Here is a 20,494-nt window from a genome sequence, read left to right as displayed (position 1 = left end):
CGCCACACGCTTTTCAACGGGTCGTCTTCCTGTAGGAGCGCGCTTGCGCGCGATGGGGTGTGCCACATCGTCGGGTTTTCGCCGGAACCTATCGCGCGCAAGCGCGCTCCTACAGGAGCAGCGGCCCGTGGGGCGCGTGGCGTGTCAGAGTTCGGTGATCCACTTTTCGAGCGTGGTGGTGTCGGCCACGTCGCCTGGGTAACGGTAGCGCGGCACCAGGGGTACGTTGTTCCCGCGCGGGCGGCCGCGGTACACCTTCATCGCCACCGAAAGCTTGCCGTAGCCGCTGGGCAGCACGGGTGTGCGCACATCCATGTAGAGCGTGTCGGCGCTGGTTTCTTCGCCCACGTGGATCGCGCCAAGGGCCAGGTAGATATCCGCAGCATCCAGGCATGCAGAGGCGCACCCCGCGTCGGTCACCATGTAGATGCGTGCATGGGTGGGCGGCGGGGGCGGGGTGGGTGGCTTCGGGTCCCAGGCATCGTGGAAATAGGGCTTGTGTGCTGCGATGGCGGCGTTGACACCGGCAAGGGTGTTCCGGATCCAGGTCACATCATCCACCGGCGTATCCGGATGGGCGGCGTACATGGCAAGGATGCCTTTCAGCCGGTCGGCTACGCCGCTGGACGCTCGCCAGTCGACGGCGGTGGATTCGACATTGACCTTATCGAAGGCTTCCATACCCCAGAGGGCCTGGGCAACACGTATGGCCCACGTCGAGTCGCCGCCGTTGTTACCGCGCAGATCGAGCACCACACGCGGACTCGCCAGAATGGTGTCCCGCTCAGCGGCGATCTGTGCAATCAGGGGTGTAAGGGCCTTCGCAGCAGGCTTGTCGAGGTCACCATCGAAGTCGCTGAGCGCGATCCATACCGTGCCATCGGGCAGCGTCTTCAGGCCAATGGGCTCGGCCGCGCGGTGCCATGCTGCCGGCAGGTGCAGCTCACGCTCAGGCACGGTGAACGGGCGCCACGCCAGGTCTACGTCGCGGGTACTTCCGTTCACATCGAACGTGCAGCGGCGCGGACGCTGGATCCACGGGTTGCCCGGATCGACGAACAGCCGCGCGCCGCGCATCACCCGGCTGGCGTGCAGGTTCCAGCGGCCGTACTGCGCGCCGACATTGCGCTGGGCGAGTGTCGCGGCATCGATGCCGTCGCAGCCGACCAGACGCGCCCCGTTCGGCACAGGCGCATCCGCGGCGCGGGTCACGACGCGCTGCACATCGTTCGTATCGAAGTTGGTCAGGAACCCGGGCCATTGCAGGTCGAGCTTGGGTTCCTTCGCCATGTCGGCAGGCACGAAGCTGAGGTGGCCGTCGTCGAAACGTGCGGCATACGCCTGCAGGGCAAAGAAATAACCGGCGTAGTTCGTCGTGGTCTGCGCGCGCTGGAGGGCCAGTGCGAGGCCCTCGTCGTTCTTCGCGGCGAACCCGGGGTTCAGCGGATCCACCGGGCCCGGATGGTTTTTGGCGATATCGTCGTGCATTGCCTGGGCATCCTTGCGCAGATCGGCCGCCCAGTCTTCGGCGTGCACGGGCACGGCAAGCAGCAAGGCGGTGGCGAGCAGGTATTTCATGGTCGTCCCTGGTGGTGGCCCTTTGCCGATGGTTGAGCGGTGGCCATCGGCGGTCAAGAGACGAAGGTCACGCCGCAAGACCCGGATAGCCTGGGTGCGGATGCGGGCGGACGATAGCGCCATCCCCAACGGAGGCAACCCCATGGCTTACCGCATCCGCGGCATCGATCCCACCCCGTTTCTTTCGCTCTATGGGCGTGACGAAGCCGAGCTGAAACAGCGTGGCGTTCTGCGCACGGTGGCAGGCGACGATACCGGCTATCCGGAGCGCATTGAACTGCGCAACGCCCGTCGCGGCGAATCCCTGCTGTTGTTGAACTTCACCCACCAGCCAGCCGCGGGCCCATACCACGCAAGCCACGCCGTGTTCGTTCGCGAAGGTGCCACCGAGGCTGCGCAGCTGCTCGACGAAGTGCCGGGCGTGATGGCTACGCGGATGATCTCGCTGCGCGCCTTCAACGCCGACCACCTGATCGACCACGCCGCCCTGGTGGATGGCCGCCAGCTGGATGAAGCGATCCGGCGCATGCTGGGCACCGCCAGCGTGGCCTATGTGCACGCCCATTACGCCGCGTACGGCTGTTTCGCCGGCTACATCGACCGGGCGTGAGCGGCGGCGTATAACGGTGGGCATGGAACCCAGCGCCCCATGCCCCATCTGCAACGGCACCGGCCAGGTCACCTACGTCGATGAAGAAGTCGGCTGCCAGGTGACCCTGCCGTGCTGGGCGTGCGCGCCGAAGGCTGAGACCTCGCTGGGCCAGCCAGCCCCCGACGCACCCTGGCTATAAAGAGCCGCCGTTGTTGGTGGGGGGGGGGGGGGGGGGGGGGGGGGGGGGGGGGGCGCCGCGGCCGCCCCCCCCCCCCCCCCCCCCCCCCCCCCCCCCCCCCCCCCCCACCCACCGCCGGTGCCCGTGCCAGGCAACCGCGTGCCTCTACAGCTTGTAATTGATACCAAACATGATCGTGCGGCCGTAGGTGTCGAACTCCAGCGGTCGCTGGATCTTCACATTGTTCGGCAACGCCGAGGTCTGCGCGGTCTTGTACGGCGAATCGGTGAGGTTGTTGACCTGTAGCAGCACGCTCAGGCCGCTGTACGTACCTTCCTGGAATTCATAGCCGATCTGCATATCGGTCTGCTTGTCGGCCAGGACGGTGTTGTAGCCGAGCTGATCGAACAGCGCGACCGCTTCGCCCGTGAACGATGAACGGTAACGCTCGGCGATGCGGAACGACCAGCCGTACTTTTCGTAGTACAACGCCAGGTTGGCCACCTTGCGCGACAGGCCGGGCAGGGTGCTCGGGCTGCCGGGAATCGTCGATACGGCGCTGACCGGCAGCGTGCTGTTGGTGAGCGAGAAGTTACCCTGCGCACCGAAGCCGTCGAGCCACGCGGCGATCAGGCCGCCTTCGATACCGCCTTGCAGTTCCAGGCCCTTGATCTTGCCGCCGCTGCCGTTTTGCGGCGTGGTGAACGAGCCACGCGTGCTGGTCGGCGTGAGCGTGGGGTTATCGTTGACGTACTTCGAGAAGTCGTAATCGAGCACCGTCTCGTTGTAGATGTAGTTCAGCAGGTTCTTGTTGAACACCGCGGCGGCCACGTAGCTCGCTTTGCCGAAGTACTTCTCCCAGCTCAGGTCCGCGCCCACCGCGACATACGGCTTCAGCTTCGGGTTACCACCGCTGCCGGACCACAGCACCTGGCCGGCGGCCGGGCCGTCGGTCACTTCGGCCACGCCTGCGGAGGTCGCGACCTTCTCGTCATCGATACGGCCGCGAACCATGGACTTGGCCAGGCCAAAGCGCAGGTACTGGTTCTCGCCCACTTCGCCCACGACGTTCAAGCTGGGCAGCACCTTGGTGTAACGCGTGCCGTCGGAGATGCGGCCCACCAGCGTATCGCCGTTGGTCTGCAAGGCGGTCGACGACTGATCGGTGCGCACGGCCTGCACGCCCAGGTTGCCGGTGATGGGCACGCCGCCCAGGCTCGTATCCAGGTTGAACTTGATGTACGCCACCGGCACCTTCTCGCGCACGGTGTAGTTGCGGCTCCAGTCCGACTGGCCGTTGCGCTGGGTGAGGTAGAACTGGCTGCCCAGCGCATCGTTGACGTTGTAGTTCACGATGCCGGGAATGCCGCCATAGCTGAGATCCGTAATACCGCTCAGGAACGACGGATCGATCGGCATGCCGTAGCCCGGTACATAGCTGCTTGAATCCGAGCCGTTACCATTGAGCCACGCAAAGAACACATCGGCCGACTTGGTCTTGCGCCGGTCGGAGTAGTTCGCACCCAGGGTGAAGTCGCTGAAGATCCAGCCCACCGGATGGGTCACTTCCAGGCGGAACGCCTTGATCGTGTCCTTCTGCTTGTCGTACTCCGCACGGCCGTTATAGCCGTAGTTGTTCGGGTCGGTGAACTGGACGACCGAAGGATCCGCGAAGTTCGTGCCTGGAGTGAAATCCGGGAAGTGCTCATGCACCGGGGTTGCGAAGTCCGTGCCACTGGTTTCCTGGCCGGGCAGGCCGGCAAACAGGTAGGCATCGTGCAGGCGGCGCTTGGCCATGGAGTACGACGCATCGGCGTTGATCATCCAGCCGTTGCCGAAGTCGTACTGGTTGTTCCAGCCCGCGGAGAACAGGTTGTCCTTCTCCTTCGTGTATTCGTTCTGCAGGATCGCCTTCAGCCCATCAATGTGGCCGGTGGTGACCAGCGGGTAGGGCAGGGTCGGCTCCAGGCCCACGTTCGAATACGACACGTTGTCGTACGGGCTGCTCGACCACTGCACGCCGTTGAGGTTCGTTTTCTGGTCGAACGTGGAGTAGTACAGATCCAGCGTGGAGTGGTAGTGGTCATCCGGTGCCCACTCCAGCACGGTCATGATGCCGTTGCGCAGCTGGTTCTCGGATTTGGCACGCAGCTGCATGCCTTCCTGCGAAAGCACGTTATCGGGCAGGCCGGGCGTATGCGGCGCACCCCAGTTGTTCTCCGCGCCCTGCGAGCCGTTGTTCAGGCTCCACCACCAGGCCTGGTACTGCTTCTCCTGAATCGGCGAATCCAGCTGCGCCACGCCCACGGCCAGGCCGAGGGTGTGGTCGAAGAACTGGTCGATGTACGAGAAGCTGGCACGGTGGCCGGTATCGCCCACGCCGCTGCCGTGGTTGAGGTTGCCGTTATCCGTGGTCTCGCCACGCAGGTTCACCGCAATGGCGCGCTTGGGCAGGTCGAGCGGGCGGATGGTGTGCAGGTCGACCGTGCCTGAGAGGCCCTGGCCGATCAGCGCCGCATCGGGCGTCTTGTACACGGCCACGCCGCTGATCAGCTCGGAGGGGTACTGGTCAAAGTCCACACCACGGTTTTCACCGATGGTGGCCTGCTCGCGGCCGTTCAGCGTGGTGCCGACGAAATCGGGCGATAGGCCGCGGATCGAAATCTGGTTGGCGCGGCCATCGACGCGTTGGGTGGCCAGGCCGGGCACGCGGGCCAGGCTCTCGGCGATGCTGCTATCAGGCAGCTTGCCGATGTCTTCAGCCGAGATGGCCTCGATGATGTTGCCGGAGTTCCGCTTGGCGTTCAGCGAGTTCTGGATCGAGGCCTGGATACCGGTGACGACCACGGCATCGAGGTTGCTCACGCCATCGCTGCTGGTCGGCTTCGGGGCTTTTTTCGCCTTTTCATCTTTTGCCGATTTTGCATTGGCGTCGGCGGGCGCCGTGCTGGGGTTCTGCTGGGGCTGGGTTTGGGCCTGGTCCTGCGCCCAGGTGGTGCCGGAAGCCAGCAGCAGCGCCATGGCGCACGCCGTGGCCAGTGGGCGCGCGCGCAGCGCAGGCACAGCGTGGCCCCGCTTCGAATGGCGACGATTCATTGATTTCCCCGCGTCTTGTGACGTTGTTTTTAGATGTGGCGAACGCCCCTCGCGCTCGCGGCGGGGAGGATGGGCGAGTGCCATACGGCTGTCATCTGGCAACGCAGCAGATTCGTACGAAACGTTCAGTTTTCACGGATGACGCATCGCAAGAAGTTGCGATATCCATCCCAAAAGACACAGGCGTCTTGTGCATGGCTGCGGCTAGCATCGGCATGGCATCCACCGGGAGGGGAACCCAATGCACGTTCGTACACTCGCAGCGCTCGCCGGTTTGCTGGCCGCCGCACCGGCCATCGCCGCCGATTCAGATCAGGCCGTGCTGGCCCCGTTCCAGGCCTTCCTCGATGGCATGGCCAAGTACGACCAGGCCGCCATGCGCGCGGTCGTTCAGCCCGATGGCAGCGTCGCCCTGCTGCGCAAGGACAAGGTCGTGCGGAACACGCTCTCCGGCTTCATCGACCACATCAAGCCCGGCAAGGACAGCATCGAGGAGCGGATCTACGAGCCACTCGTACGCGTGGACGATAACCTCGCCATCATCTGGGCGCGTTACGACTTCCGCTTGAACGGCAAGGTCGTGCATTGCGGCACCGACCTGGTGCACCTGGTGAAGCAGGATGGAAAATGGGTGATCGCGGGGATCGCTGATAACAGTCGGGATGATTGTCCGGCGAAGTAAGGTGGGGCGAGGGCAATCGAATCGCGCGCAAGCGCGCGATTCACGCCGCCGGATCGCTTATTCCACCGCGGCTGGCCTGCGCAACCCAAACAACCGCGAAATGTTCACCTGCAGGTTCAAACCATACACCAGCAGGTTCTTCGGCACCGTCCTGGTGGCCGGGATGCCCGAGTTATCCGGGTGGATGTAGTACTGGATCGTCGGCATCAGCGTGATGCCCGGCACCGGTTTCCACCCGTAGTTCAGCTCGAACGTCACCTGGTTGGGGTTGTTCTTGCCGTGCCCGCCCGCCTTGATGCGCGCATCGTTGAGGTAGGCCTCCTCGGCATCGGTCATGCGGAAATACGATACGTTCAGGCCGATCGTGTCGGTGGGCCGGGCGGCGAACGGCCCGGTGAGCACGAAGCCGGTGTAAATCTGCCGGCGCATGATCTCGTCGGTTTCCAGCTGGTGGGCGATGCCGGCGAACACATCCAGGTTGCGTGACGAGCCCGGGCTGGGTCGCCACACGATGCGATCGGCCATGAGGTACACGCCCGAGCGGTTGGAATCCGCCTCGCGCGCCGTGCCACCGTAGCGGCCCTTCGAGCGGCCTGCGGTGTTGTAGTAAGGGTCGGTAAGCGGCGCCGTGCTCAGGTAGCCACCGGCCTTGATCTCGAAACCGTACGGGTTCTCCGCCGGGTCCATTTTCACCCAGCCCCATTCCACGGGGAAGGTGACGCCGTTCGCATTGGCGATCGAGAAATCCAGGCCGTTGCTTGCGGACGTCGTGGGATTCACCTCGTACGCGCCCGCCTCGATATACGAGTGCGGAGTGAGCTTGTAGTTCACGTTCAATGCCCACGTCGCCGAAGGCAACAGGCTGTAGCCGGCTTCGGAGTTGATCAGCCGTGGGACGCCGCAGGTCGTGCCGGACATGAACTGGCAGTTGGTGGCCAGGTGCGCGTAGTACGCCGTGGTGCCGAGGCGGCCAAACATGATGTCGAGTTTGTTGGAGAGGAACTTCTGCTCCCACGCGAACAGGCCCAGGTGCCAGCGCGGATATTCGTTCTTGTAGATGTACTGCTGCTTGGCGAACGTGCCGGTCACGTCGTGATTCAAGCCATTGCCGTAATCGCGGTACACCGTGAAATGGAAGCTGCCACCGGTGATGCCGAGCAGCTTCTGCATATCGAAATCGGCGCCGATATTGAACTGGCCGACGTTGGTGCGGCCCTGGTCCACACCCCCGCGTGGGTTGGTCGCATACTGGTTGATCAGGTTGGCGCGGATGAACACGCCATCGGCGGCGAGCTTCTGCATGGCGTCGAGCGAGCCGCTGGCGGGCGTGGCCGCGTCATCCTGTGCGGCGAAGGTGTTAGTGGCGACGAGGCAGCAAAGTGCCCCCAAGCCCACGGCTTTCCAGCCGAAGGTTTTGCGATGGAGCGTCATGAGTCGTCCCCTCCCCGGGCAGACTTGGGTGTGGTGGATCAGGCGGGCCGGTAGCCCTGGCTGAGTTCTTCCTCGAGGCGTTCGGTATCGACGGCCTTCTCCCATTTGCCGACGACCAGGGTGGCGACACAGTTGCCCGCGATGTTGGTGAACACGAAGGCGGACGAGAGGATGCGGTGCACGCCAAGGATCAGCGCGATGCTGCCGACCGGAATGGTCTTGGTGGCGGCCAGGGTCATGGCGAGCACGGCGATGGCCGATCCCGCCACGCCGGCGCCACCCTTGGAGGTGACCAACAGCACCAGCAGCAGCCCGAGTTGCTGTTCCCAGCCCAGCGCAGTACCCGTGGCCTGGGCAAGGAACACGGCGACCGCGGCGAAATACAGGCAGGTGCCATCGTGGTTGAAGCTGTACGCGGTAGGCAGTACCAGGCCGACCACTGATTCCTGCACGCCGAGCCGGGTGAGCTTGGCGGTGAGCTGCGGGAACACGCTTTCCGATGAGCTGGTGCCGATCACCAGGACCAGTTCCTCACGCACATAGCGCATCAGCTTCCACAGGCTGAAGCCCGACCAGCGCGCGATCGGCCAGAGCACGATCACGAAGAAGATGGCACAGGTGAGGAAGAACTCGCCGATGAGCGCCGCCAGTGGCACGAGGGTCTGCAAGCCGAACTTCGCCACCGTAAAGGCGATGGCACCAAACGCGGCGATCGGCGCGATCTTCATGGCGATGCGGATCACCCAGAACAGCGCCTGCGACACCAGGTGAACCACATCGAGCACCGGCTTGGCGCGATCACCCAGCGATGCCAGGCCACACGCGAACAGCACCGAGAACACCAGGATCTGCAGGATCTCGCCTTGCGCGAACGCTTCCACGGCAGATTTCGGCACCAGGTTCAGCAGGAACTCGCCGAAGCTCATGTTCGCGGCAGGGTGCACCTTGTCAGCGGATGAATGCAGCGCGGCGGGATCGATGTGCATACCCACGCCGGGTTTCAGGATGTTGATGGTGACCAGGCCGATGACCAGCGCGAAGGTCGTGACGATCTCGAAATACACGATCGCCTTGATCGCGATGCGGCCGACCTTGCCCAGGTCGCGCACGCTGGCGATGCCGTGGGTGACAGTGCAGAAGATGATCAGGCCCACCACCATCTGGATCAGGCGGATGAACACATCGCCCAGCGGCTTCAGCTGTTCACCCACATCGGGCGCCAGCGCCCCCACGAGCACGCCAAGTGCCATGCCCAGCAGCACCTGGAAGGTCAGGTCCTCGTAGAAGCGGCGCTTGCGCACGGGGCGCGGGGTGTCTTGGATTGCGGGTTTAGCGGTCATCCGGGGTTCCGTGGCGTGGAGGTCAATCGCCGTCATGGCCGAGCAGCTCCATGGCGGGGGCGAACACCTCGTCGACGCTTAAGCTGCGCGGCAACAGGTCCTGGCGCAGGCAGGCTTCGATGGTGTACGCCACTGGATCGCGTAGCGCCGTGAAGCCGAAGCGGTACGGCAAGGGCTTGCCCGCGGCCGTCGTGGCGTGGCTAGCGGATTCCTTGAGCAGGCGGTAAGCGGCGCGCACCGCATCCGGGCTGGCCTGGCAGGCGGCCTGGCTGGCCGCGACCATGTGGTTGATCGGCATGAAACCGTGCGTCGTCCACCATGCGGCATCGCGCGCTTCGGCATCGGCCACCAGGGGTACGAAGCCCGGTTCCTTCGGCAGGTCGTTGCCGAAAATCGCCGCGGCCACGTCACCGCTGCGCAGCATATCGGTGAGCGTCTTGTCTTTGGACGTATGCGAGACGAACGGCGGATCCTGGTATTCGGCCACATGCGCCGGGTCCTGCGTGATCCATTCGACGGCCTTCACATCGACACCGAAGTCCTCGTAGAGATGGTGGCGCACCCACATGCCCGTGGTCTGGGTGTAGGCGCGTACGGCCACGCGTTTGCCGCCCAGCGTTTCCGGTTCCGGGATACCGTTCGCTTCCCAGCCCACGATGCAGCCGCGCTGGAAGCGCGAGGCGACCACGGCGGGCAAGAGGATCACGGGAGCGCCATAGGCGATCGCCTGCAACGCCGTCACGATGGCCAGCTCACACACATCGTAGGCGGCGTCGCGCACCATGGGCGCGAACGCCTTGTGCACGGGCGATACATCAACGAAGTCGAGTGCCACACCGGCATGCGTCAGCGTGCCTTGCTTCAGCGCCTGTGTGTGCGGGTAAGTGCCCAGTACGGTACGGAGCGTGGGCGTGCTCATGCGGCGGCACCTGCACGGGCGAACGGGTAGAGCATCTTTGCGGTGCCGTGGCCGATCGCGACCTGTTCGGCTTCGCTCAGATCACCCAGTACCGTGCGTGCCTGCGCCGCCAGGCTGGCCAGCGTGCCGGCGGCGGCGGGGAAGTTGGAGCCCCAGGCGATACGACCGGCACCGAACGTGGCAAGGATCGCGGCAAGGAAATCCTTCGGCGTCGATTCGCCTTGCGCTGCGGCCTCGAGCGTGCGGTTGGTGAGCTTAAGGAACACACCCGGGTACTGCGCCATATCAAACAGCGCCTGTGCCGCGGAATACGGCTTGCCGCCCGTGAGGTCGGGGCGGGCGCAGTGATCGAGCAACACGCGCACCTTCGGGAAGCGCGTCAACAGCTCGCGCAACACCGGCAGGCCATCCATGGTCATCTGCAGGCACACCGGAATGCCAAGGGCCTCGGCATGTGCCCACGCCGGGTAGGAATCCGGGTGGCCCAGCCACGTGGCCTGGCCCGGCATGGTGCTGCCGGTGGTGAACAGGCGGAAGCCGTACAGGCCCTGGCCTTGCCAGTAGTCGATGCGTTCGACGGCATCCGGCGCCATGGCATCGATCGAGTACACGCCCACGAAACGGTCGCGATGGGCACGCACGGTCTCGGCGACATAGCGGTTGTCGTGGCCGTACACCGTGGAAGCCTGGACCACCACGGCGCGTTCGATCCCGGCGGCATCCATGGCGTGCAGCAGGCCATCCGCATCGACCGGGCGCTCGCGCGACCACTCCGATTGCTTGCCGCCGATGGGGTCGGTCGGGTAGGTGGCCGTATCCGGCGAAATCACGTGGGTGTGGGTGTCGAACAGGATCACGGGAGCCTCATGGTATGGGGTTGGCGCAAGGCAGCTATTCGCATTCGCTATCGATAATTGTTGCAGTGCAAAAACGGCAAGCTCGCGGGTCGGGGTGGAATATGCGCCGTACTGCCATCTACGCCAAATTCGAATTACGATCAGGCTATCGAAAAAGGTTAATGATATGGATCAGAGGGTATTCGGCCTGAACCTGCGCCACCTTGATGCCGTGCTGGCGGTGGCCCGTGCGGGCACGATGAGCGGTGCCGCCGTGGCGGTGAATCTTTCGCAGCCGGCGCTTGCGCATGCGGTGGCGAAGATGGAGCGCGTGCTGGATGCGCGGCTGTTCGATCGTCACGCCGCGGGTGTAGAACTCACCGAAGCCGGCCGCCGCTTCGTGCGGCGCGTGGATGTGGCGTTGCGACTGCTCGTGCGCGGCATCCGCCGCATTCGGCGTGGTGCGCGTGGGCAGGCGCTGGCTCATGTGGAACGGCGGATTACCATGGCGCAACTACGGGCGTTGATCGCCGTCGTGGGTACCAGCAGTTATGCCGCCGCCGCGGAGGACGTGGGTGTGTCCGAGCCTGCCTTGCACCGCGCGATGCGCGAACTGCAGGAAGTGACCGGCGTGCCGCTGTTGGTGCGCGTGGGCCGATCCATTCGCCCGACCGATGCAGCGACGAACCTGGTGCATTACGTGCGCCTTATGCTGGCCGAGCTGGGTGCGGCGATCGAGGAAATTGGCGGTGGCGACGACGCGGGTATCGGATTTATCCGGATCGGCGTGCTGCCGGTGGCGCGTGCTCATTTCCTTCCGCAGCTCCTGTCGACGTTCGCCGCTGAGTACCCGGGTGCTGCGGTTGAAGTGATCGAAGGCCCGTACCTGGAACTGCTTGCGCGCCTGCGCCAGGGCGATATGGATCTGCTGATCGGCTCAGAGCGGCAGACGGTGCCCGCGCGCGATGTCGTCCAGGAAGGTCTATTCGACGACGAGCTCGTGATCGTGGGGCGGGCAGGGCATCCGCTGCGCGGTGGGCGGCTTACAACGCCCGCGCTATTGCGTTATCCATGGGTCGTTCCCGCACGCGGCGTGCCACTGCGACTCAACTGGGAACGCATGTTCCATGTACGCGGCGTGGAGCCGCCGCCGATCCGCCTGCAATGCGCCTCTGTGCTGATCATGCGCGGGATGATGCTGGCAGGGGATTGGCTGACCTTGATGTCACGCGACCAGTTCCTGCTCGAGAGCCGGGCAGGGCACCTGGTGGAGATCGGTTCGCCGGGGAAGGATTTCTGGCGACGGATTGCCATGACCCGGCGCACGGAGTGGATGCCTACGCCATTGCAGGGGCGGTTCGTGAGTTTGCTGCGGAAGATGGCGGCGGAGAAGGCGGCGGGTCGGCCAACACTCACCCCTTCCCCACATCCACAATCGCCTTAACAAATGCCTCCGGCGCTTCTTGCGGCAAGTTATGCCCAATGCCGCCGTCCACATTCCGGTGCTCATACTTGCCGGTGAACTTCGCCTTGTACGCCGCCGGGTCCGGATGCGGCGCTCCATTGGCATCACCTTCCATCGTGATCGTGGGAATGCCAATCGTGGGCCCCGTCGCGAGTTTCTTCTCGTACTCGTCGTACCTGGCCTCACCCTCGGCCAGCCCCATGCGCCAGCGGTAGTTATGGATAGTGATGGCGACGTGGTCAGGGTTGTCGAAGGCGGCGGCGGTGCGATCGTACGTGGCGTCATCGAACTGCCATTTCGGTGAGGCGAGCTGCCAGATCAGTTTGTTGAAGTCGTGGCGGTTGGCCTCGTAGCCGAGCTTGCCGCGCTCGGTGGCGAAGTAGAACTGGTACCACCATTGCAACTCGGCCTTCGGTGGCAGGGGCTTCTTGCCTGCCTCCTGGCTGCCGATGAGATAGCCGCTGACCGAGACCAGCGCCTTGCAGCGCTCAGGCCACAGCACGGCCATGATATCGGCGGTGCGCGCGCCCCAATCGAAACCAGCGACGGTGGCCTTCCTGATCTTCAGGGCATCAAGCAAGGCCATGGCATCCACGGCGATCGCTGATGGCTGGCCGTTGCGCATGGTGCCTTCCTCAAGGAAACGTGTGCTGCCGTAGCCACGAAGGAATGGCACGATCACGCGATAGCCTTTCTCTACGAGCGCGGGCGCAACCTCCGCGAACGCGTAGATGTCATACGGCCAGCCGTGCAGCAACAGCACAGCCGGGTGCCGCGCCTTGCCCATGTCGATATAGCCCACATCAAGCACACCTGCGTGGATCTGTTTCACCGGCCCGAACGTTGCAGGAGCGCTTTTCTCTTTGTCGGCCGCGCTCGTTGCTGCAAGGACCGATGAGGAAGTTGCTACGGCGCGCTGCCCCAGGGCCGCCGCGGCCAGGGACGTGCCGGCCATCGCGAGAAAGCGGCGGCGAAGCGGATCGGTGTCGATAGGCATGACGGGCTCCAGGGCGTTGGATGGCTGCCATGGCGAAGGAGCATGCACCCCTGAAATTTCCGTGGCTTGCACTGGCCTGCCTTCGCGTACCGCGCACAGCGAATCTTTAGCGCACCCTTAACCCCGCCCTCACGGAATCCGGTGCGAAATCAGCGGGTCTCACCGACGGGTGTGAGCGTTTTCTTTCGACGAAAACCTTGTGGCGCGCTCCCATGTGCATTGGCGAGCGGGTTTGCGTGCGCCTGACTTTCCTGTATGCAAGCGGAGATGCAACGTGAAGATACTGATGGTGCTGACCTCGCACGATACGCTCGGCAATACCGGGCGCAAGACGGGTTTCTGGCTGGAAGAGTTCGCGGCCCCGTACTACGTGTTCACCGACGCAGGCGTCGAGCTAACCCTCGCGTCGGTCAAGGGCGGGCAGCCACCCATCGATCCCAAGAGCGACGATCCGGATAACCAGACCGAATCGATGACACGGTTCAAGGGCGACAAGCATGCCCAGGAACGCCTTGCGAACACAGTGCTCCTGTCGTCGGTCAAGGCGGATGATTTCGATACCGTGTTCTACCCCGGCGGGCATGGCCCCATGTGGGACCTGGTCGAGAACCAGGATTCGATCAAGCTGATCGAGGACTTCTACAACGCGGGCAAACCGGTAGCCGCCGTGTGCCATGCGCCGGGCGTGTTACGCCGGGTCACGTACAAGGGCGAACCGTTGGTGAAGGGCAAGCGCGTCACCGGTTTCGCGAACAGCGAAGAGGAAGCGGTGCAGCTTACACACGTGGTGCCGTTCCTCGTGGAGGATGAATTGAAGCGTTTGGGCGGCTTGTACGAGCAGAAGCCGAACTGGGAGCCGTTCCACATTACCGATGGCCGCCTCATCACGGGCCAGAATCCCGCCTCATCCAAGGGTGGTGCCGAGGCACTGCTTGCCCTGATGAAGACCCTGGCCTGAGGGAGCGCAGCGCATGAGTACACCCCGAAGGGTCGCCATCGTCACGGGCGCGTCGCAGGGCATCGGTGCCGGGCTGGTGTCCGCCTTCCGCCAGCAGGGCTACCAGGTCATCGCGAACTCGCGGTCCATTCCGCCGTCGGATGATCCCGAGATCCATGCGGTGCCCGGCGATATAGGCGATCGCGATGTGGCTGAGCGTGTGATCAGCGAAGGCCTTGGGCGGTTTGGCCGCATCGATACACTGGTGAACAACGCTGGTATCTTCGTCGCCAAGCCGTTTGTCGAGTACACGGTGGATGATTACAACAGCGTGCTCTCGGTCAATGTGAGCGGCTTCTTCCACATCACCCAGGCGGCGGTGCGGCAGATGCTGGCCCAGGGCACGGGGCACATCATCAACATCACCACTACGCTGGTGGACCACGCGGTGGATGGCATTCCTTCTGTACTCGCGTCGTTGACCAAGGGCGGCATCGCGGCCGCGACCAAGTCGTTGGCTATCGAGTACGCCAAGCGCGGCATCCGTGCCAATGCCGTTTCGCCTGGTGTCATTAAAACACCCATGCACTCCCCGGACACCTGGGAAGCACTGGCTGGCCTGCATCCGGTGCACCGCATGGGCGAAATCAAGGACATCGTCGATGCCGTGCTCTATCTCGATGGGGCGCAGTTCGTCACCGGCGAGATCCTCCACGTGGATGGCGGGCAGAGCGCCGGCCACTAACCGCCAAAGGAAACCATGCGATGCCGATCGTCACCATCCAGGTTACCCGCGAAGGTGCCGGCCCCGGGCGGGAAAGCGTAACGCCTGAAGAGAAGGCCGAGCTGATCAAGGGCGTGAGCGAGCTGCTGCTGCGTGTCTTGAACAAGCCGCTGGTCTCCACGTTCGTCGTGATCCAGGAGGTGCCGCTGGAGAACTGGGGTTGGGGCGGATTGCCCGCCCCCGAGTTCCGCCGGCAACACCCCGACGGGCTGAAGTAGCCGAACCACCCGAGGACGCCACCATGAAATCCACTCTGTTGGCCTCGGCGATGCTCGCCGTGGGCCTTGTCACCGCATTGCCTGCATTCACGGCGAAAGCACCTGATACGGTCAGGGGCAACCAGCCGTCGGATCACGAGATCAAGCTGGTCAAGGTCACTCCCGAGTACTGGCGGGTGATCCTGGACCACCCGCCGTTCAACATCTTCGGGCCAGAGACCATCCCGCAGTTCAACGCCGTGATCAACCAGCTTGAATCCGATCCCAAGGTTCGCGTGGTGGTATTCGAAAGTGATGTGCCCGGTTTCTTCCTGACGCACTACGATTTCGTGCCGGCGCTGACCGATACCACGGGGCTGAAGAACGGGCCGACCCGGCTGCCGCCCGTACCGGATATGTTGATACGCCTGAGCAAGGCGCCGGTGGTGTCGATCGTCAAGGTACGTGGCCGGGCCACGGGCGTCGGCAGCGAACTCTCGCTTGCCAGCGATATGCGTTTCGCCAGTCGTGAGAAGGCGCTCTTTTCCCAGTGGGAGATTGGCGCGGCGCTGGTGCCCGGCGGTGGCCCGATGGCGCGGTTGCCACGGATGATGGGCCGTGGGCGCGCACTGGAGGTGTTGCTGACCGGCGATGACATCAACGGCGACCTGGCCGAACGCTACGGCTACGTCAACCGGTCGTTCCCGGATGCGAAGCTGGACGATTTCGTCGACAAGCTCGCCCGGCGCATCTCACGCTTCGACAAGCAGTCCATCGCGGACATCAAGAAGCTGGTGAACGAGAACAGCTTGCCGCCGGATCAGGAGATCGGGCAGGGGTGGGATGCGTTTATCGAATCGGTGAAGCGGCCTGCGGCGCAGAAAAACGTCAAAGCGCTGATGGATGAGGGGCTGCAGGTGAAGCCGGATGTGGAGGTGCGGTTGCCGTATTACACGGGGAAGCTGGATCCGGTGCCTTGAGGGGGTGTGGCGAGCACCCGGTCGCGCGCGAGCGCGCTCCTACAGGGGGTGTCGCTGTGTGTGACGGTGTGGGGGCGGGGATCGCGCGCAAGCGCGCTCCTACACAAGACCTGCGCAGGCTCGTGTAGGAGCGCGCTTGCGCGCGATCGGGTGCTAGCCCAGACGCTTGATAGCCTCAGCCACCCCCGCGCCATACTCCGCATGGCACGCCGTGCAGTTATCGATATGCCGCTGCACCACTGGTGCAGAGGCACCCTTGATGGCTCGCGCGGTGTTCTCGAACAACACCTTGCGCTGTGCGGGGGACATCATCTCAAACAGCTTGCGCGGCTGTGAGAAGTAGTCGGTATCCTCACGGTGGTTCCAGCGCGCAGCGGCGCCTTCCACGCTCAGCGGCGGCTCGCTGAAGTCCGGCTGCGGCTGCAGGGCGCCGCGGCTGTTCGGGGCGTAGCTGGTGGTATCGCTGCGTGCCGCATCCAGGCGCATGGCGCCATCGCGGTGGTAGCTGTGCACCGGGCACTTCGGCGCGTTCACCGGGATCTGCGCGTAGTTCACGCCCAGGCGGTAGCGCTGGGTATCGCCGTATGAGAACAGGCGGCCCTGCAACATCTTGTCCGGCGAGAAGCCGATGCCCGGCACGATCACGGCCGGCGAGAACGCGGCCTGCTCGATATCCTGGAAGAAGTTCTCCGGGTTCCGGTTGAGCTCCATCACGCCCACTTCAATCAGCGGGTAATCGGCGTGCGGCCACACCTTGGTCAGGTCGAACGGGTTGTACGGGGTCTTGGACGCCTCGGCTTCCGGCATGATCTGCACATACAGCGTCCAGCGCGGGAAATCGCCGCCCTCGATCGCGTTGAACAGGTCGCGCTGGTGGGTCTCGCGGTCACCAGCGATCGCCTGGCCGGCTTCTTCATCGGTGAAGTTCTGGATGCCCTGCTGGGTCTTGAAGGTGAACTTCACCCAGAAGCGCTCGTTGTTCGCATTGATGAAGCTGTAGGTGTGCGAACCGAAGCCATGCATGTGCCGGAATGAGCGGGGAATGCCACGTTCGCTCATCACGATCGTGACCTGGTGCAGCGCCTCGGGCAGGTTGGTCCAGTAATCCCAGTTGTTATCGGCCGAGCGCAGGCCGGTGCGCGGGTCGCGCTTGATGGCATGGTTCAGGTCCGGGAACTTCAGCGGGTCGCGGATGAAGAACACCGGCGTGTTGTTGCCCACCAGGTCCCAGTTGCCTTCTTCGGTGTAGAACTTCAGCGCGAAGCCGCGGATATCGCGCTCGGCATCGGCCGCGCCGCGCTCGCCGGCCACGCTGGAGAAGCGCGCCACCATCTCGGTTTTCTTGCCCACCTCGGAGAAGATCTTCGCCCGGGTGTAGCGGGTGATGTCGTGGGTAACGGTGAAGGTGCCGAACGCGCCGGCGCCCTTGGCGTGCATACGGCGCTCCGGGATCACCTCGCGATCGAAATGGGCCAGCTTCTCCAGGAACCACACGTCCTGTAGAAGGGCCGGGCCACGCGGGCCAGCGGTCATGGTGTTGTCATCGTCCGGCACCGGCGCGCCAAAGACGGTCGTGAGCTTGCTCATGGGTTTTCCTAGAAAGAGAGGTGGGTACGCCCGGGTCGCATCACGTTAGGGAGCTAGCGGCACGATGTGAAATTCAAAGTTCTTTTCGCGCCGATAGCTTGTAACTATGGATTGCCCTTTCGTTCTCGCGATCGCTCAGGTCGGCCAGCCGTTGCCGAGGATGCAGTGGACGAAGTCGCCGCGGTGGAAATGCGGTTCCTTGTGTGCCATGACGTCGGCCTTGACGTTGCCGAAGGTGGTCTCCGGCTTGTTGCGCACGCCGTTGTAGAACGCATCGATGATCCCGTGCTTGAACGCGGGGCCACGCGGGTGTGCTTCGGCGACCAGTTCGCGCTCGTGGGTGTGTACGGTATCGAAGCCCAGGCCCAGCACATCCATCTCCACGCCGGCCGTAACCAGTGCGATCTCCGGCTTCATGTGCTGCGGGATGCCAGGGGTGGTGTGCAGGGCGATGGAGGCCCATACGGTATCGACCTGTTCCGGGCTGATGCCTCGGGCGAGCAGGAAGTCGCGGGCGACATTCGCGCCATCCACTTCAAAGCGTTCGGTCTTGCTCGAATACTCGGGCACCAGGCCCATGTCGTGGAACATCGCACCGGCGTAGAGCAGCTCGGGGTCGAATTTCAGCCCCTTGGCCTTGCCGGTCAGGGCGCCGAAGAAGAACACGCGGCGCGAGTGGTGGTACAGCAGATCGCTCTCGGTATCGCGCACCAGTTGCGTGATCTCGCGCGCCAGGGCGCTATCCGGAACAACAATGCCTGCGATGGTGGTTGCCATGGTGGTGCCCTCTGGGTGAGTTGGTAGGCACCATTTCACGGCCAAAGCGGGCTGGCAGGATAAGCATCGGAGTAGCTAATCCAGCCAAAACACATCCGGACCGGACACCCTGTAGGAGCGCGCTTGCGCGCGATGGGTGCTCGCGGCACCCCTTCATAGCCCCTGTAGGAGCGCGCTTGCGCGCGATTGGGGGTTATCGCAAGCCCCCATCGCGCGCGAGCGCGCTCCTACACAAGGCCGGTGGCCGTTCGGCCGGCTTAGCGCTTCAGCTTCCGGTCCAGGAAGTCGCCGATCAGCGGCATGATCTCGTCGCCCTTGTCTTCCAGGGCGAAATGGCCGGTCGGGAACAGGTGGAACTCCAGGTCCTTCAGGTCGCGCTTGTACGGGTGGGCACCATCGGCGGGGAAGATGGTGTCGCGCTCGCCCCAGGCGATCAGGGTGGGCGGCTGGTGTTCGCGGAACAGGCGCTGCACTTCCGGGTACAGCGGGACGTTCTTGCGGTAGTCGTACATCACGTCCATCTGCACATCTTCGTTGCCCGGGCGATCGAGCAGGAACTGGTCGTGCACCCAGTTATCCGGCGAGATGCGGGTCTTGTCATCCACGCCATCGGTGTACTGGAAGATCGTGGTATCCAGCTTCACCAGCCAGCGCAGCGCATCGCGGCTCTTGGCGGCGCCATCGGCCCAGTACACCTTGATCGGATCCCAGAACGCCTTCAGGCCTTCTTCGTAGGCGTTACCGTTCTGGATGATCAGCGCGGTGGTCTTTTCCGGGTTCTTCAGGAACAGCTGCCAGCCGACCGGGGCGCCGTAATCCATGACATACATGGCGTACTTGTCGACCTTCAGGCGCTCGAGCAGCGTACGCACCAGGTTGCCGAAGTTTTCGAAGCTGTAGTGGTAATCCTTCACGTCCGGCGCATCGCTCTCGCCGTAGCCTGGGTAATCCGGCGCGATCACGCGGTAGCGGTTGGCCAGGTACGGGATGAGGTTGCGGAACATGTGCGAGGAAGTCGGGAAGCCGTGGAGCAGCAGGACGACAGGCGCATCGGCGGGGCCGGCTTCGCGGTAGGCGATCTTCAGGCCGTCGATCTGTTCGCTGCGGTAGGAAACGACGACAGGTTTGGCTTGGGTGGTCATGGCGGTTCTCCAGTAAACGGGTGGGTTACAGGGTGTGGTTCGTGACGGGCGGGTTGAACGGCGATGCATCGAGGTACTGCCATTCCGCCTGGGGAATGGCGTCACGGAGGATCCAGCGGTCGACGTGGAACTCCAGGAAGCGGTGGGTGCCGCCGGTTTCATCGGCGGGGTCGGCCTGGTCCCACTGCAGGCACACCGTGCCGGTGAGCTGCAGCAGGCGGCCGTTGGCGAAATCGGGAATGCACAGGCCGGCGTGCGGGTTAAGTTCGAAGTTGCCCCAGGTGTTGAACATGCTGTTGCCGGGGTAATCGGGGATGCGCAGGGTGCGTTCGTCCACGATCTGCACGAAGCCCTGGTCGCCGCCGCGGTGCGATACGTCGGCGCCGCTTTCGGCGTGATGGCTGGCGATGAACAGGGTGTCAGCCTCGCGGATGATCGATTCCACGTTGCCGCGCAGGACCATGCCCGAGGCCGTCATCAGGCCCGCGCCGCGCTCGCCCAGGGAGCGCAACTGGCGGCGCTGGATGTACTTGGGGCAGTTCGGGTAGGCCTCGCGGGTGGTGACCTCGATGCCGCTGTCATCGCGGCGCGTCACCGTGCCATTGACGCGGTAACGGCGGCGCGTACCCAGTTCGATAAACAGCATGCCGACCTCTTTGTTCCGGGCGATGTTCGTCCACAGGGGCTCATCGGCATCGCGGCAGGTCATGGGCACATCCACCGCGATGGCGCTGCCATCGGCGGTATGCGCAAAGCCCGGCTTACCGAAGAGCAGCGACGCCCAGACATCGCCAGCCGCACCGATGCTGCCCATGGCGACCATGAACTGATTGGCGATAAATGGCCGGGCACCCCCAATCACGCTATCGCTCACCATCACGACGTTGCGGGCGGCGATACCCGCCTCACCGGCACGTGCCTGTACCGTGCGTTCGCCTTCGTGGAAGTGGTGCTTGCGGCTCATGGGGTGGTCCTC

Annotated in this window: 19 protein-coding genes; 8 read left to right on the top strand and 11 right to left on the bottom strand. The window is 64.1% G+C overall.

Annotated features, from left to right (window positions below):
• Positions 1 to 144 precede the first annotated feature (144 nt).
• A complete protein-coding gene (locus ABIE56_RS18540; RefSeq protein ID WP_429245280.1) occupies positions 145 to 1,578 on the bottom strand; it encodes a hypothetical protein in 1,434 nt (477 codons plus the stop codon).
• A gap of 142 nt (positions 1,579 to 1,720) precedes the next feature.
• Between ABIE56_RS18540 and ABIE56_RS18535 the strand changes: the two genes are divergently transcribed.
• Positions 1,721 to 2,188, top strand: coding sequence for a DUF1203 domain-containing protein (locus ABIE56_RS18535; protein ID WP_429245279.1), 468 nt, complete (start codon positions 1,721 to 1,723; stop codon positions 2,186 to 2,188).
• Positions 2,189 to 2,210: 22 nt separating this feature from the next.
• A complete protein-coding gene (locus ABIE56_RS18530) occupies positions 2,211 to 2,369 on the top strand; it encodes a hypothetical protein (protein WP_429245278.1) in 159 nt (52 codons plus the stop codon).
• A gap of 144 nt (positions 2,370 to 2,513) precedes the next feature.
• Here the strand turns inward: ABIE56_RS18530 and ABIE56_RS18525 are convergent, their stop codons facing one another.
• Entirely contained in the window at positions 2,514 to 5,444 is a 2,931-nt protein-coding gene (locus ABIE56_RS18525) for a TonB-dependent receptor (protein WP_429245277.1), read from the bottom strand.
• 241 nt (positions 5,445 to 5,685) lie between these two features.
• On the opposite strand from ABIE56_RS18525, the gene ABIE56_RS18520 reads away from it, so the two are divergent.
• Positions 5,686 to 6,126, top strand: a complete 441-nt coding sequence (locus ABIE56_RS18520) for a nuclear transport factor 2 family protein (RefSeq protein WP_429245276.1) — start codon at positions 5,686 to 5,688, stop codon at positions 6,124 to 6,126.
• A 57-nt stretch (positions 6,127 to 6,183) separates the two neighbouring features.
• Here ABIE56_RS18520 and ABIE56_RS18515 read toward each other — a convergent pair whose 3' ends face one another.
• Genes ABIE56_RS18515 through ABIE56_RS18500 form a run of 4 tightly spaced genes read right to left on the bottom strand, consistent with a single transcriptional unit; the run spans position 6,184 to position 10,673 of the window.
• Positions 6,184 to 7,557, bottom strand: a complete 1,374-nt coding sequence (locus ABIE56_RS18515) for a carbohydrate porin (protein WP_429245275.1) — start codon at positions 7,555 to 7,557, stop codon at positions 6,184 to 6,186.
• A gap of 38 nt (positions 7,558 to 7,595) precedes the next feature.
• Entirely contained in the window at positions 7,596 to 8,897 is a 1,302-nt protein-coding gene (dctA, locus tag ABIE56_RS18510; RefSeq protein ID WP_429245274.1) for a C4-dicarboxylate transporter DctA, read from the bottom strand.
• Between the two features lie 22 nt (positions 8,898 to 8,919).
• Positions 8,920 to 9,816: a hypothetical protein gene (locus tag ABIE56_RS18505; protein WP_429245273.1), complete on the bottom strand. Its 897-nt coding sequence runs from the start codon at positions 9,814 to 9,816 to the stop codon at positions 8,920 to 8,922.
• Complete coding sequence (locus ABIE56_RS18500; protein WP_429245272.1) at positions 9,813 to 10,673, bottom strand: amidohydrolase family protein; 861 nt, start codon at positions 10,671 to 10,673, stop codon at positions 9,813 to 9,815. The genes ABIE56_RS18505 and ABIE56_RS18500 overlap by 4 nt, the downstream gene beginning before the upstream one ends.
• Positions 10,674 to 10,839: 166 nt before the next feature.
• Between ABIE56_RS18500 and ABIE56_RS18495 the strand changes: the two genes are divergently transcribed.
• Positions 10,840 to 12,096 carry a LysR substrate-binding domain-containing protein gene (locus ABIE56_RS18495; RefSeq protein WP_429245271.1) on the top strand — a complete coding sequence of 419 codons (1,257 nt, stop codon included), beginning with the start codon at positions 10,840 to 10,842 and terminating at the stop codon, positions 12,094 to 12,096.
• On the opposite strand, the gene ABIE56_RS18490 is transcribed toward ABIE56_RS18495, so the two are convergent.
• On the bottom strand, positions 12,065 to 13,114 hold the full coding sequence (locus ABIE56_RS18490) for an alpha/beta fold hydrolase (RefSeq protein ID WP_429245270.1): 1,050 nt from the start codon (positions 13,112 to 13,114) through the stop codon (positions 12,065 to 12,067). The genes ABIE56_RS18495 and ABIE56_RS18490 overlap by 32 nt on opposite strands.
• A gap of 274 nt (positions 13,115 to 13,388) precedes the next feature.
• Here ABIE56_RS18490 and ABIE56_RS18485 point away from each other — a divergent pair, with 274 nt between their 5' ends.
• From ABIE56_RS18485 to ABIE56_RS18470, 4 genes are read left to right on the top strand one after another with little or no spacing between them, the layout of a single operon-like run.
• Entirely contained in the window at positions 13,389 to 14,072 is a 684-nt protein-coding gene (locus ABIE56_RS18485) for a type 1 glutamine amidotransferase domain-containing protein (RefSeq protein ID WP_429245269.1), read from the top strand.
• 13 nt (positions 14,073 to 14,085) lie between these two features.
• Positions 14,086 to 14,796 carry an SDR family NAD(P)-dependent oxidoreductase gene (locus tag ABIE56_RS18480; protein WP_429245268.1) on the top strand — a complete coding sequence of 237 codons (711 nt, stop codon included), beginning with the start codon at positions 14,086 to 14,088 and terminating at the stop codon, positions 14,794 to 14,796.
• Between the two features lie 20 nt (positions 14,797 to 14,816).
• Positions 14,817 to 15,053, top strand: a complete 237-nt coding sequence (locus ABIE56_RS18475) for a tautomerase family protein (RefSeq protein ID WP_429245267.1) — start codon at positions 14,817 to 14,819, stop codon at positions 15,051 to 15,053.
• Positions 15,054 to 15,076: 23 nt separating this feature from the next.
• Positions 15,077 to 16,012 carry an enoyl-CoA hydratase/isomerase family protein gene (locus ABIE56_RS18470; protein WP_429245266.1) on the top strand — a complete coding sequence of 312 codons (936 nt, stop codon included), beginning with the start codon at positions 15,077 to 15,079 and terminating at the stop codon, positions 16,010 to 16,012.
• A 153-nt stretch (positions 16,013 to 16,165) separates the two neighbouring features.
• Here the strand turns inward: ABIE56_RS18470 and ABIE56_RS18465 are convergent, their stop codons facing one another.
• The 4 genes from ABIE56_RS18465 to ABIE56_RS18450 form a co-directional block, all read right to left on the bottom strand.
• A complete protein-coding gene (locus ABIE56_RS18465) occupies positions 16,166 to 17,599 on the bottom strand; it encodes a catalase (protein ID WP_429245265.1) in 1,434 nt (477 codons plus the stop codon).
• Positions 17,600 to 17,734: 135 nt separating this feature from the next.
• A complete protein-coding gene (locus tag ABIE56_RS18460; protein WP_429245264.1) occupies positions 17,735 to 18,376 on the bottom strand; it encodes an HD domain-containing protein in 642 nt (213 codons plus the stop codon).
• Positions 18,377 to 18,633: 257 nt separating this feature from the next.
• Positions 18,634 to 19,518, bottom strand: a complete 885-nt coding sequence (locus tag ABIE56_RS18455) for an alpha/beta fold hydrolase (protein WP_429245263.1) — start codon at positions 19,516 to 19,518, stop codon at positions 18,634 to 18,636.
• Positions 19,519 to 19,543: 25 nt separating this feature from the next.
• Positions 19,544 to 20,482, bottom strand: coding sequence for a pyridoxamine 5'-phosphate oxidase family protein (locus tag ABIE56_RS18450; RefSeq protein WP_429245262.1), 939 nt, complete (start codon positions 20,480 to 20,482; stop codon positions 19,544 to 19,546).
• Positions 20,483 to 20,494: the final 12 nt, after the last annotated feature.

The organism is Luteibacter sp. 621 (assembly GCF_050435445.1).
GTDB lineage: Bacteria > Pseudomonadota > Gammaproteobacteria > Xanthomonadales > Rhodanobacteraceae > Luteibacter.
The sequence above is the reverse complement of the archived record's forward strand: the minus strand, read 5'-3'. Positions and strand labels throughout refer to the sequence as shown.